Consider the following 13663-nt stretch of genomic DNA (forward strand, 5'->3'; position numbering starts at 1 on the left):
GGAGACGGAACAATGTTGAAGCAGACCATTGTTGCGGCCGTCTCGGCCATGTCGGCCCTGGTTGCCAGTGCGGCGTTCGCGGCCGACGGCACGCCGGCATCGACCGATGCACAGATGATCAAGCAGGGCGAGTACCTGTCCCGCGCCGGCGACTGTATCGCCTGCCACACGGCCAAGGGCGGCAAGCCTTTTGCCGGCGGCCTGGGGATCGATTCGCCGCTGGGCATGATCTATTCCACGAACATCACGCCGGACAAGGAAACGGGGATCGGCAACTATTCGCTCGAGGACTTCGACCAGGCCGTGCGCCACGGCGTGGCCAAGGACGGACATTCGCTGTACCCGGCCATGCCTTACACCGCGTACGCCAAGGTCACGCCCGAAGACGTGAAGGCCTTGTACGCCTACTTCATGCACGGCGTCGAGCCCGTGAAGCAGGAGAACAAGGACACCGATATCGTGTGGCCCATGTCCATGCGCTGGCCGTTGACGGTGTGGCGCTGGATGTTCGCGCCCGACGTGGCGACGGCTCCGGTCACGGTAAACGCCAGCGGCGCCGACAAGCAGGCGCTGCTGCGCGGCCAGTACCTCGTTGAAGGCCTGGGCCATTGCAGCACGTGCCACACGCCTCGCGGCGTGGCCTTGCAGGAGAAGGCGCTGACGGACGCGGACGGTTCCGCATTCCTGTCGGGCGGCGTGGTGGAAGGCTGGCTGGCCAAGAACCTGCGCGGCGACGCCACGGACGGCCTGGGTAGCTGGAGCAAGGAGGACATCGCGACCTTCCTGAAGTCCGGCCGCAACGGCCATTCGGCGGCTTTCGGCGGGATGGCCCAGGTGGTCGAGGAAAGCACGCAGCACCTCACCGACGACGACCTGAACGCCATTGCGGTGTACCTGAAGAGCCTGCCGCCGGTGAACAAGGACGCCACCAAGCCCCTGGCCTATGACGAGACCGTGGCGCAAGCCCTGCGGTCCGGCAAGGACAAGAGCGACGGCGCCATGGCCTTCCTGAACAACTGCGCGGCCTGCCACCGCAGCACGGGCAAGGGCTACACCGAGACCTTCCCGCAGCTGGCGTTGAGCTCGACGGTCAACTCGGCCGATCCGGCCTCGCTGATCCACATCGTGCTCAAGGGCGCGCAGATGCCGGGCACGGCGTCCGCCCCGACCGCGTACGCGATGCCGGGCTTTGACTGGCGCATGACCGACAAGGAGGTCGCCGACGTGGTGAGCTTCGTGCGGTCGAGCTGGGGCAACCAGGGCGCGGCGGTCACCGCGTCCGACGTGGCCAAGGTGCGCAAGGAGATCGGCGCGGCGCCGCAGCCGGTGCGCGCGCAGTGATCTGACGATGCCGTGATTGGCTGTTCCGCCCGGGCGTGGGCGGGACGCAAACGGCGCCGGAGAGCCCAGGCTTTCCGGCGCCGTTTTTCGTGCGCGGTTTGACAAGGGGCGCATGGGCGGGCAAGCTGCGCCTTATGCCCCGGTCACACGCGCCTTTCGCTTTGATTATTGCCACCATCGGTTTGATGGTGGGGTAGCGCGCATCCGGACATATCGCTGCACAAACCCGCCAACGAGGCGGGTTTGTTGTTTCCGCCTCCTGGTTTTCCCACAGGAGCCTTCCATGTCATCCCTCGAATCCTCCCGCTCGGCTGCCACGCCCATGCTGCATTTCCTGTGCGGCAAGATCGGCGCGGGCAAGTCCACGCTGGCCGCACGGCTGGCCGCGCCGCCGCGCACGTTGCTGCTCAGTGAAGACCGCTGGCTGGCGGCGTTGTATCCCGGCGAGATCGTGGACGTGGCCGACTACGGCCGCTGCGCCAGCCGCTTGCGCAACGCCATGGGCGGGCATGTGGCGGCGCTGGTGGCGGCAGGCCTGTCGGTGGTGCTGGACTTTCCCGCCAATACGCGGCGCAGCCGCGAGTGGCTGCTTGCGGTGGCGCAGGAGGCGGGCTGTCCGCACCAACTGCATTACCTGGACGTGCCGGACGCGGTCTGCAAGGCGCGGTTGCACGCGCGCAATGCCTCGGGCACGCATCCTTACAAGACCAGCGATGCGGAGTACGACGCGATCACGGCATATTTCGTCGAGCCGGAGGCGGCGGAAGGGTTGTGCATCATCAGGCATGCATGGCTGGCGGGGGAGGAGGTCTCGCCCGCGGCCGGGCTGTTATTATCACTGGATAAATAAACAGTCTTCCGGCCGTCGCCGATGTTGCCCCCGCACCGTTATTACTACCTGCACAATTTCCAGCGCGCGTTGGCGTGGATTTCGGATCGCTACGCCGACCTGCTGGATGCGGACGATTGTCGTTTCCTGGCCGATTTCGCGGCGCTGCCGCAGGCTCCGCAAGCGCTGCTGGTACGCATGCTGATGCGGCGCGGGCCATGGTTCCGCGCCAGCCGGCTGGTCTACGACGAGATCCCCGGCGTCGAAGAGGCCGCCGCGCCGCTGCAGGCGTTGGGCTGGCTGGATGCGCGGGCGCCGATGACGCTGGACGAGCTGTTCGGGCTGTTGACCAAGCCCGAACTCTGCCGCGTGTTCGCATCACACGCAGTGGCCAGGCCGGCCGCGCGCAAGGCCCACATGCTGGAGGCGCTGCGCGGCGAATTCTCGGATGCGCGGCCCTATGGTTGCTGGCGTCCGGATTCCGCCGAAGCCGTGTGGCGCGTGATGGTGTCGCAACGCTGCGAACGCCTGCGCCTCATGTTCTTCGGCAATCTGCATCAGGACTGGTCGGAGTTCGTGCTGGCGGACCTGGGCGTGTTCCAGTACGAAGCCGTGCCGTTCGACGCCGCGTCGCGGGCATTCCAGACGCGCGAGGACGTCGATTGCTATCTGGCCTTGCATGCCTGCCGCCAGGCGCTGGACGAAGGCGCGGCCGTGGACGAACTGCTGCGCGCCGCGCAGGACTGCGTCAGCGGCAATGCCTGGCTGGAAAAGCGCCGCGCCAAGGTGTTGCTGCGCATCGGACAAGCCTGCGAGCGGGCGCAGGACTGGGAGGCCGCGCAGCGCGCCTATGCGTGTTGCGATTATCCCGGCGCGCGGCATCGGCGCATCCGCGTGTATGAACGGATGCAGCGGTTCGAGGAAGCGATGGCGCTGGCCTTGCAGGCCGGCAGCGCGCCCGAAAGCGAGGAAGAGAGCCAGCGCGTGGCGCGCATGATGGCGCGGCTGCGGCGCGGGCTGGGGCAGGGCGCGGCGGCGCGCATCGCCCCGCCGGTCGTGCCGCGCACCGACCTGTCGCTCGCGCGCCCGGTTCAGCCGTCGTCGGTGGAGTACGTGACGCGCGATCACCTGCATCAGGACGACGCCCCGGTTCATTACGTCGAGAACGCGCTGATCAATTCGCTGTTCGGCCTGCTGTGTTGGCCCGCGGTGTTTGCGCCGTTGCCTGGCGCTTTCTTTCACCCCTTCCAGCGCGGCCCCGCCGATCTTGAATCGCCAGACTTCCACGCGCGTCGGCAGGCGCAGTTCGACGCGTGCCTTGCGCACTTGGATACGCACACCTATCGCGACGTCATCCTTCGGCGATACGCCGACAAGGCTGGCGTGCAATCGCCGTTCGTGTTCTGGGGCGCATTGTCCGAAACCTTGCTGGCGCAGGCGCTGGACTGCGTTCCCGCCGCGCACCTGAAACTGTTTTTCACGCGCATGCTGCGTGACGTCAAGGGCAACCGGACCGGCCTGCCGGATCTGGTGCGCTTCTGGCCGGCCGAGCGCCGCTATGAAATGATCGAGGTGAAGGGGCCTGGCGACAAGTTGCAGGACAACCAGATCCGCTGGCTGCAATACTGCGTCGCGCACGGCATGCCGGTGCGTGTCTGCCACGTGAGCTGGCAGGGGGATGCGGCATGAGCTACGCGGTGGCGGTGCGCGCGCTGTGCGAATTCACGGCCCGGGCGGGCGACCTGGACCTGCGCTTCACGCCCGCGCCCAGCGGCCTGGAGGGCATGGCGGGGCATGCGGTGGTGACGGGGCGGCGGGGCCCCGAATACGAGACCGAGGTTTCCCTGTCCGGCGCTTTTGAAGGCCTGCTGGTGCGCGGCCGCGCCGACGGCTACGACCCCGTGGCCAACCAGTTGGAAGAGATCAAGACCTACCGCGGTCAATTCGACAGCGTGCGCGAGAACCACCGCGTGGTGCATTGGGCGCAGGCGCGCGTTTATGGCCATCTGCTGTGCCAGGCGCGGGGGCTGGCGAGCGTGCGCGTGGCGCTGGTGTACTTCAACGTGGCGACCGAAGAAGAGACGGTGCTGGTGGAAACGCACGACGCGGCGGCGCTTGCCGCCTTCTTTCAGCAGCAATGCGAGCGGTTCCTGGCCTGGGCAAAGACGGAATTGGCGCATCGCCAGACGCGCGACGCGGCGCTGGAAAAGCTGGCGTTCCCGCATGGCGAATTCCGCGCTGGACAGCGCGATCTGGCGGTGGCCGTGTACCGCACGGCGCGGGACGGCCGCTGCCTGATGGCGCAGGCGCCCACGGGCATCGGCAAGACGCTCGGGACGATATTTCCGCTGCTCAAGGCCAGTCCGGGTACCGGCCTGGACAAGGTGTTCTTCCTTGCCGCAAAGGGTTCCGGACGGGGGTTGGCGGTCGAGGCGCTGGACACGATCAACGCGCAGCCTGCTGCGCCCGGCCTGCGCGTCCTGGACCTGCAGGCCCGCGACAAGAGCTGCGTGCATCCCGACCTGGCCTGCCATGGCGATTCCTGCCCGCTGGCGCGAGGCTTCTATGACCGCCTGCCCGACGCGCGCGCCGCGGCGCTGGCGCGTCATACCCGGCTGGACGCGCCGGCCGTGCGCGCCACTGCCCTGGAACATGACGTCTGCCCGTATTACCTGTCGCAGGAGCTGATTCGGTGGAGCGACGTGGTGGTGGGCGACTACAACTACTACTACGACGCCACCGCGATGCTTTACGCCCTGACGCAGGCGCATCAATGGAAGGTGGCGGTGCTGGTGGACGAGGCCCACAATCTGGTGGACCGCGCGCGCCGCATGTATACGGGCGAGCTCGACCAGCACCGGCTCACGGCCGCGCGCCACGCCGCGCCCAAGGCTTTGAAGAAGCCGCTGGATGGGCTGCATCGGTCCTGGAATGCGTTGAACAAGAAACAGGCTGAACGCTACCAGGCGTACGAGGCTGCGCCGGCGGGCGTGCTGGCGGCGGTGCAGAAGGCGGTCGCGGCCATCACTGAGCACATCGGCCAGACGCCGCTGCCGCAGGACGATCCGCTGCTCGGCTTCTACTTCGAGGCGCTGCATTTCATGCGGCTGGCGGAGCAGTTCGGTTCGCATGCGCTGTTCGATGTGACGTTGGGCGACGTGGGGTTCGCCGGCGCCAAGACGCCGCCGTCCACGCTGTGCGTGCGCAACGTGATACCTGCCCCGTACCTGGCCGCGCGCTATGCGGGGGCGCACGCCACGGTGCTGTTTTCGGGCACGCTGAGTCCGCAGCAGTTCTATCGCGACACGCTGGGGCTGCCCAAGGACACGCCGTGGATCGACGTGGCCGCGCCGTTCCAGGCGGAACAACTGGCGGTGCGGGTCGTGGGCAATGTGTCCACGCGCTATCGCGACCGCGAGCGCTCGCTGGCGCCCATTGCCGACCTGATCGCGCGCCAATATGCCGAACGGCCCGGCAATTACCTGGGCTTCCTGAGCAGCTTCGACTACCTGAAGCGCGTGGCCGACCTGATGCGCGAGCGCCATCCGCAGGTGCCGATCTGGCTGCAGACGCCGGGCATGGACGAGCCCGGCCGCGCGGCGTTCTTGGCGCGTTTCACGGAAACGGGACAGGGCGTCGGGTTTGCCGTGTTGGGCGGGGCGTTTTCGGAAGGGGTGGACCTGCCGGGCAGGCGGCTGATCGGCGCGTTCATCGCCACGCTGGGCCTGCCGCAGGTCAATCCCGTGAACGAAAACATGAAGCGCGCGATGGACCTGCGCTATGGCGAAGAGAACGGCTACGACTACACCTACCTGTATCCCGGCATGCAGAAGGTGGTGCAGGCGGCGGGCCGGGTCATCCGCACGGAGCACGACGTGGGCACGGTGCATCTCATCGACGATCGTTATCGCCGCCCCAAGGTGCGTGGGCTGCTGCCCGGCTGGTGGCAGGTGGACTGAGCGGGCGTCGCGCTAGGCCGGACGCAGTTCCGTGAGCGGCTGGTTGGGATCGCGCGAGAGCTGGTAGCCGTACCAAAGGCTGCGCGCCATGCGCTTGGCCATTTCCTGCGCGGCGTCGGCCAGCGCGCGGTTGGGCAGGGCGTCGGTGGTTTCCGTGAACAGCACCAGCCAGCGTTCAAAGAGTTCGGCGTTCAGGTTGGGCATGGCCACGTGCTTGGGCATGGGCATGCCCGAAAAGCGCCGGGTGCCCAGCAGCACGGCGGACCAGAAATCCGACAGCGTGGCCAGGTGTTCGTCCCAGTCGTGGATCATGCCGTTGAAGATCGGCCCCAGCGATTCGTCTGCGCGCGCCTTGCCGTAGAAGGTGTGGACCATGTGCCGGATTTCGGCTTCGGTGCAGAGGTCGGCGGTGGCGCTGGTGCTCAAGATGGTCTCCGGACGGGGGCTGGTGCCGATCTTAGGTCGGGGGCCGGGACCGCGGCTTTGACTTGGCTCAAGCGGGATGGGGCTTTTGGGCAATAATGATATCCATTCTTATTATGGTGGGTGGATATGCAACAGATGAAAGTGGCGCGCCATTGCCTGAATCCGGGCGCGTGGGCGCTTGCCTTGGCCATGATGGCGTGCGGTCAGGCGGCGGCGCAGTCGGCGCGGGGCGCGGTGACGCCGCAGGCCGCGGCGCAACAGCGTATCGCGATGCAAAAAGGGGAATTCCTTTCGGGTAAGTGGGCGGCGGACAGCGGTGTGACCCTGGACCTGCTGGATGCGCAAGGGCGCCACGTCCGGCGTTTGAGCGACCGTGAAAAGCCCGCCGGCGTACTGATGCTGGTCGGTCCGGCGGACGGCGAGTACATCGTGCGCGCGCAGGGCCGGGGCGCATACGAATGGTCGGTGGACGAACGGCTGCCGCTGTCCAAACAGCACGCGCCCGCGCCTGCCATCGAGAGCCCGCGCCTGGCTGCGCTGGCGCAGACGCTGGCGCAGGGCGGCACGACGGCCGCGTTCTGGGAAGAGATCCAACGCCAGGGCACGCCGCTGGTGGAGCCCGCGACCGCCACGCACGACCGCATCACCTTCCTGTGGCGGGGCGCGGAGCGCAATGTGCGCCTGTTCGGCGGCCCGTCGACGGACCACGCGCAGTTGGCGCGGCTGGGCGATTCCGATGTCTGGTACGTGAGCTTTGTGGTGCCGAAGACGGCGCGGCTGTCGTACCGGCTGGCGCCCGACGTGCCCGAACTGCCGGGAACGGGCATGGCGCGGCGCCGCGCGATCCTCGCCACGGCGCAGGCCGATCCGCACAATCCCAAGGTCTATCCCGAGCGCGGCATCGACGCCTTCCAGACCTATTCCGTGCTGGAGCTGGCGGATGCGCCGCCGCAGCCCTGGGTGGAGCCGCGCGCGGGCGTGCCCGCCGGCACCGTCCAGGCGCTGGAGCTGCGCAGCGACATCCTGGGCAATACGCGCAAGATCCACGTTTATCGCCCAGCCGGATGGCAGCCTGGCGGCCCGGACAACCACGTGCTCGTGCTGTTCGACGCGGGCGCTTACCTGGGACGAGTGCCCACGCCGACGATCCTGGACAACATGATCGCGGCGGGCGTCATCGCGCCGACGGCCGCGCTGCTGATCGACAACCCCACCGCGGATTCGCGGGCGCGGGAACTGCCGCCGAATACCGACTTCGCCGATTTCCTGGCGCGCGAGCTCATGCCGTGGGCGCGCAAGCAGGGCATCGCCGCGCCCGCGGCGCGCACGGTGATCGGCGGGTCCAGCTATGGCGGTCTTGCCTCGTCGTACGCGGCGTTGCGCCATCCCGAGGTTTTCGGCAATGTGCTCAGCCAGTCCGGTTCGTACTGGTGGGCGCCGCCCGGCGACGAGGACCAGTGGCTGACCCGGCAGTTCGTCGCCGTGCGCAAGCTGCCGGTGCGGTTTTTCCTGGGGGCGGGCCTGTTCGAGTCGGGGCGGGGAGGCCAGCCCGGCATCCTGGAAACCAATCGCCACCTGCGCGACGTGCTGCGCGCCAAGGGCTACTGGGTGACACACCGCGAGGTGGCCGGCGGCCATGACTACCTGAGCTGGCGCGGCACCCTGTCGGACGGGCTGCTGGCGCTGATCGGCACGGGCGCTCAAGCCCGGCAATAGCCGGCGGGTTCGGGGCGGTTTCGCGCCGCGGACGCCGATGCGGATGTGGGCGCCCACCTGGCGCGTCCGCGGCGCGCGGGGCCGGGCGCGTCGCAGCAATTTTGCGTAGTATCGTCGCCATGCGCGCGACGTGCCGCCGCAACGCGCCCACCGACCATACGCGCGCCCGGCGGATTCGCGGCGCGCTTCCAGGAGACGAATGCCCATGACCCCCGCCCCGCTGAACGAAATCGTGGCCATGCCCGCGCACGCGCTGTCGGACGCCATTCGCGGCCGCAAGGTGTCCTGCCGCGAGGTGATGCAGGCGTACCTCGCGCATATCGACCGGGTCAATCCCAAGCTGAACGCCATCGTCGCGCGCCGCGACAGCGACGAACTGCTGCGCGAGGCCGATGATCGGGATGCGCAACTGGCTGCGGGGCAATGGCTGGGCTGGCTGCATGGCATGCCGCAGGCGCCCAAGGACCTGACCGCGGTGCGGGGCATGGTCACGTCGATGGGGTCGCTGGTCTACAAGGACGTGGTGTCGCCGCACGATTCGATCCTGGTGGAGCGCATGCGCGCATCCGGCGCCATCTTCATCGGCCGCACCAATGTGCCCGAATTCGGACTGGGGTCGCACACGTACAACCAGGTCTATGGCGCGACCGGCAACCCCTACGACGCCAGCAAGACGGCCGGTGGCAGCAGCGGCGGCGCGGCCGCGGGGCTGGCCGCCCGCATGCTGCCGGTGGCCGACGGCAGCGATTTCGGCGGCTCGCTGCGCAATCCGGCGGCGTTCTGCAACGTCTACGGGATGCGCCCCTCCGCGGGCCGTGTGCCGTCCGGACCCTCGCCCGAGGTGTTCCTCAAACAGCTTTCTTATGAAGGGCCGATGGGCCGCACGCCGCGCGACGTGGCCCGGCTGCTGTCGGTGATCGCCGGCCACGACCGCCGGGCGCCGCTGTCGCTGACGGACGACCCGTCTCTATACGCGCAGCCGCTGGAGGCAGACCTGTCGGGCAAGCGCGTGGGCTGGCTGGGCGACTGGGGCGGCTACCTGCCGATGGAGCCGGGCATCCTGGACCTGTGCACGCAGGCGCTGCAAGACCTGGAGACGGCGGGCTGCCGCGTGGACGACTACCAGGTGCCGTTCGCGGGCGACCGGCTCTGGCGCATCTGGCTGGCGCATCGCCACCTGATGGTGGGCGGGCAGTTCCATGCCCTGGTCCACGATCCGGAGACCCGCAAGCTGGTCAAGCCAGCCCTGATCTGGGAGGTGGAAGGCCTGGAAGGCATGACGGCGCGCCAGGTGTATCAGGCCACCGAAGAGCGCAGCGCCTGGTATCAGACCGTCCTGCGCATGTTCGACGACGTGGATTACCTGGCCGTGCCGTCGGCGCAGGTGTTTCCGTTCGATGTAACGCTGGACTGGCCCAAGGAGATCGCGGGCCGGCCCATGGACACCTACCATCGCTGGATGGAGACCGTGACGCCCTGGACGCTGGCGGGGTGCCCGGTCATCAGCGTGCCGGTGGGTTTCAACGCGGCGGGCCTGCCGATGGGCATGCAACTCATCGGGCCGCCGCGGGGCGACCTGGCGGTGCTGCAGTTGGCCCACGCCTACGAAGGGGTGCGCGACTGGGTGCGGGCGCGTCCGCCGCAGGCGCTGTGGGCCGACGCCGCGTGACGCGGTTTGCACCTTGCGCTACTCGTGCTACCTGCGCTAACAAATACCGGTTGATTTTTTGTAATAGATATTTGCATTTTTCGGACGAAGTCAGCCATGTTTTGCGTTTTGCCCTGTTTTTCATGGCTGTGATGCGGCACCTTTGTAATAATTATCGATATTTCCCATCTTCCCCACCGATAAGGGCTGTCCGGAATTCCGGACAGCAGGGGAATCACCCCTGGGGCGTCCCGGCAGGACGTCGCAATTCGATACAGTGCAAAGGTCTCCCGGTATGAAGAATGTGACGCTCCGCCAGCGCATCCTGGCCAGTTTCCTGGCCATTCTCGCCATCATGACGCTGATGGTGGTGGTGGACTACCGGCGGCTTCTGCATGTCGAAGCGGAAGTCGAAATGATCAACGCCGACGCCGTGCCGGGCATCTACTACAGCACGTCGATCCGGGCAGCGTGGTTCGCCGGCTTCGTGGCCGTGCAGGACGCCTTCCATGCGCCGACCGAGGCGGACCGCCGCGCGGCGCTGGAAGCCCTGCCGCGCAACGACAAGCAGCTCGACGAGTACGTGGAGTTCTACCTGCGCACCATCGGCCGGCAGGACGACGAACACATGTTCGAGGAGTTCCAGAAGGAGCTGCAGGAATACAAGCGCATCCGCGCCGACATCCTGTCGTCGAGCGTGCAGGCGGATACGTCCCTTGCGCTGATGCGTATCCAGTCAGAATTGCGCCCGTCCTTTTATCGGGGCCGCGACATCCTGGCCAAAATGGTGAGCGCAAACAAGGCGCAGGCCGACGAAGCGGCCGTGAGCATCCGCGAATCCGTGCAAGCAGCCGAGGTCGGCATGCTGGTGTCTCTGGCCATGGCCATCGCCGCGTCCATCGTTTGCGGCTACCTCCTGATGCGCGCCATCGCCAATCCCATGCGCGAAATCGTGAAGACGCTGGAAGCGACGGGCGGAGGCGACCTGAGCCGCCGGCTCAGGCTGTCGCGCAAGGATGAGTTCAATGCCATTGAAATCGGCTTTAACGGCATGGTGGACGAGTTGACCGGCCTGGTCGGCAAGACCCAGCGGTCCGCGGTGCAGGTGGCCACGTCCGTGACCGAGATCGCCGCCACGTCCAAGCAACAGCAGGCCACCGCGTCGGAAGTCGCGGCCACCACCACGGAAATCGGCGCCACCTCGCGCGAGATCTCGGCGACCTCGCGCGAACTGGTGCGCACCATGACCGAGGTTTCCAGCGCCGCCGAACAGACCGCCACGCTGGCGGGCAGCGGGCAGGTGGGCCTTGCGCGCATGGAGGACACCATGCGCAATGTGGTGGGCGCGGCCGGGTCGGTCAACGCCAAACTGGCGGTGCTCAATGAAAAGGCGGGCAACATCACGCAAGTCGTGACGACGATCACGAAGGTGGCTGACCAGACCAACCTGTTGTCGCTGAACGCGGCCATCGAAGCGGAGAAGGCCGGCGAGTACGGCCGCGGCTTCGTGGTGGTCGCCACCGAGATCCGGCGCCTGGCGGACCAGACGGCAGTCGCCACCTACGACATCGAACAGATGGTGCGTGAAATCCAGTCGTCGGTGTCCGCTGGCGTGATGGGCATGGACAAGTTTTCTGAAGAAGTCCGCCGCGGCATGGCGGACATGCAGCAGGTGGGAGACCAGCTTTCGCAGATCATCCAGCAGGTGCAGACGCTGGCGCCGCGCGTGCAGATGGTCAACGAGGGCATGCAGGCCCAGGCCACGGGCGCCGAACAGATCAACCAGGCGCTGCAGCAACTGAGCGACGCGGCGCAGCAGACGGTGGAATCGCTGCGTCAATCCAGCCTTGCCATCGAAGAGCTGACGCTGGTGGCCAATGATCTGCGCAGCGGCGTGTCCCGCTTCAAGGTGTGAACGCTGCCATGACATCTGCCGCCGTCCGCGCACGGACCGCCGCGGGCCATGCCGGCCCCGGGCGCCGGCTCTATCTGCTTTTCCGCATCGGCGCGGACCGCTATGCGCTGGACGCCGGGGACGTCGCCGAAGTCCTGGGGCTGCGCGCGCTTAAACAGGTGCCGGGCGCGCCGCATTGGGTGGCCGGCATGACCGAACGCCGCGGCGTGGCCGTGCCCGTCATCGACATGAGCGCGCTGGCCGGCGCCGGCGCCTGTGCCGCCGTGACCAGCACGCGCCTGGCGCTGGTGCGCTACCGGCCCGGCGCGGGCGCCGCCGAGCGCCTGCTGGGTCTGATCCTGGAACAGGCCACCGAGACCATGCACTATGACCCCGCCGCGTTCCAGCCGCATGCGCTGGACAATACGCAGGCCCGATACCTGGGCCCCGTGCTGGCCGACGCGGGCGGCATGGTCCAGGCCGTCAAGGTCGATGACCTCTTGCCCGCCGCCGTGCGGGCGCTTCTTTTTCCGTCCGGCGATGGCGCGGCGGGCGAGGTGGCTGCATGAGCCTGCTCGAGGAATTCAGCGGCCTGCTCAAGCGCCGGATGGGGCTGGACAGCGGCTCCATCGGCCAGGCCGCCGTCGAACGGGCCGTGCGGCATCGCATGCACGCGGCCGGCGTGGACGACGAACAGGATTACCTGACGCGGGTGCAGGCCTGGCCCGACGAGATGCAGCAGCTCATCGAGGCCGTGATCGTGCCGGAGACCTGGTTTTTCCGGTATCCGGAATCCCAGGTCGCCATGGCGACCCTCGCGCGCGAACGGCTGTTTGCGCCCGGCAGCGAGGGCCGCGTGCTGCGCGTGCTGAGCGTGCCTTGTTCCAGCGGTGAAGAGCCGTATTCCATCGCCATGGCGCTGCTCGACGCGGGCGTGCCGCCGCAGCGTTTCCACGTGGACGCCGTGGATATCAGCGTACGCATGGTGGAATTCGCGCAGCGCGCCGTGTACGGCCGCAATTCGTTCCGCGGCGGCGACCTGGCGTTTCGCGACCGGTATTTCTCGGAAGTGCCCGAGGGCCATCAACTTGCCGCCCGCGTGCGCGGCCAGGTCCGGTTCCAGTCCGGCAATCTGTTCGATCCGAACCTGCTGGCGGGCGCCGCGCCCTATGACTTCGTGTTCTGCCGCAATCTGCTCATCTATTTCGACATGGCTACGCAGGAGCGCGCGGTGCAGGTGCTGCGCAGATTCGCGCGTGAGGACGGCGTGATTTTCGTGGGGCCGGCCGAGACCAGCCTATTGACGGGACGGCGCCTGCCGTCGGTGGCGCTTGCCCGGTCGTTCGCGTTCCGCGCAAAGGCCGCGCCGGCGCCCGCGGCCACGCCTGCGCCACCGCGCCCGCCGCAGTCTGGCCCGCGTCCCATCGTGCATGCCTGGGCGCCGCCGCGGCGTCCGGTCGCGCAGACGCCCGCGCCGCGGCTGCCCGTGCCGCACGCCGCCATCGCCGACACGCCCGCCGCGCCGCCGGAGCCGGCGGCCCAGGCCTCGCTGCGCCATATCGCCGCGCTGGCCGACCAGGGCAGGGTGCGCGATGCCATGGCGCAATGCCGTGCGCACATCGAGCTCCACGGCGCCAGCGCCGACGCGCTGCACCTGCAGGGCCTGCTGCTGGACGCGGATGGCCAGGCGCGGCAGGCGCAGGCCGCCTACCGCAAGGCGCTGTACCTGGACCCGAACCACCGCGAAGCCTTGCTGCACCTTGCCGCGCTGGTGGCCGCGGAAGGTGACCACGACGGCGCCACCCGCCTGCAGGCGCGCGCGGCGCGCCAGGAGGCACGCCGTGGCTGAC

At 68.1% G+C, this 13663-nt stretch carries 10 protein-coding genes; 9 read left to right on the forward strand and 1 reads right to left on the reverse strand.

The features are described 5' to 3' along the window. The first annotated feature begins 12 nt into the window (after positions 1 to 12). The 4 genes from ACZ50Q_RS12785 to ACZ50Q_RS12800 all read left to right on the forward strand — a co-directional run bounded on the left by ACZ50Q_RS12785 (position 13) and on the right by ACZ50Q_RS12800 (position 6129). On the forward strand, positions 13 to 1341 hold the full coding sequence (locus tag ACZ50Q_RS12785; RefSeq protein WP_464081733.1) for a c-type cytochrome: 1329 nt from the start codon (positions 13 to 15) through the stop codon (positions 1339 to 1341). 283 nt (positions 1342 to 1624) lie between these two features. Further along, positions 1625 to 2191, forward strand: coding sequence for a P-loop nucleotide/nucleoside kinase family protein (locus ACZ50Q_RS12790; RefSeq protein WP_464081734.1), 567 nt, complete (start codon positions 1625 to 1627; stop codon positions 2189 to 2191). Between the two features lie 21 nt (positions 2192 to 2212). Further along, positions 2213 to 3859: a VRR-NUC domain-containing protein gene (locus tag ACZ50Q_RS12795; RefSeq protein WP_464081735.1), complete on the forward strand. Its 1647-nt coding sequence runs from the start codon at positions 2213 to 2215 to the stop codon at positions 3857 to 3859. Beyond that, positions 3856 to 6129 carry an ATP-dependent DNA helicase gene (locus tag ACZ50Q_RS12800; protein ID WP_464081736.1) on the forward strand — a complete coding sequence of 758 codons (2274 nt, stop codon included), beginning with the start codon at positions 3856 to 3858 and terminating at the stop codon, positions 6127 to 6129. Before ACZ50Q_RS12795 ends, ACZ50Q_RS12800 begins: the two co-directional genes overlap by 4 nt. Positions 6130 to 6141: 12 nt before the next feature. Here ACZ50Q_RS12800 and ACZ50Q_RS12805 read toward each other — a convergent pair whose 3' ends face one another. Then, positions 6142 to 6504 carry a group III truncated hemoglobin gene (locus ACZ50Q_RS12805; RefSeq protein ID WP_464081991.1) on the reverse strand — a complete coding sequence of 121 codons (363 nt, stop codon included), beginning with the start codon at positions 6502 to 6504 and terminating at the stop codon, positions 6142 to 6144. A 177-nt stretch (positions 6505 to 6681) separates the two neighbouring features. Here ACZ50Q_RS12805 and fes point away from each other — a divergent pair, with 177 nt between their 5' ends. The 5 genes from fes to ACZ50Q_RS12830 all read left to right on the forward strand — a co-directional run bounded on the left by fes (position 6682) and on the right by ACZ50Q_RS12830 (position 13662). Continuing rightward, a complete protein-coding gene (fes, locus tag ACZ50Q_RS12810; RefSeq protein ID WP_464081737.1) occupies positions 6682 to 8271 on the forward strand; it encodes an enterochelin esterase in 1590 nt (529 codons plus the stop codon). Between the two features lie 205 nt (positions 8272 to 8476). Further along, positions 8477 to 9940, forward strand: a complete 1464-nt coding sequence (locus ACZ50Q_RS12815) for an amidase (RefSeq protein ID WP_464081738.1) — start codon at positions 8477 to 8479, stop codon at positions 9938 to 9940. Between the two features lie 274 nt (positions 9941 to 10214). Continuing rightward, the gene (locus tag ACZ50Q_RS12820) at positions 10215 to 11834 is read left to right on the forward strand and encodes a methyl-accepting chemotaxis protein (RefSeq protein ID WP_464081739.1); all 1620 of its coding nucleotides are present in this window, start codon (positions 10215 to 10217) and stop codon (positions 11832 to 11834) included. Positions 11835 to 11842: 8 nt separating this feature from the next. Continuing rightward, positions 11843 to 12382: a chemotaxis protein CheW gene (locus ACZ50Q_RS12825; protein WP_464081740.1), complete on the forward strand. Its 540-nt coding sequence runs from the start codon at positions 11843 to 11845 to the stop codon at positions 12380 to 12382. Beyond that, positions 12379 to 13662 carry a CheR family methyltransferase gene (locus ACZ50Q_RS12830; protein WP_464081741.1) on the forward strand — a complete coding sequence of 428 codons (1284 nt, stop codon included), beginning with the start codon at positions 12379 to 12381 and terminating at the stop codon, positions 13660 to 13662. Before ACZ50Q_RS12825 ends, ACZ50Q_RS12830 begins: the two co-directional genes overlap by 4 nt. Position 13663 lies beyond the last annotated feature (1 nt).

This window comes from Achromobacter sp. T5-5, from assembly GCF_055397965.1.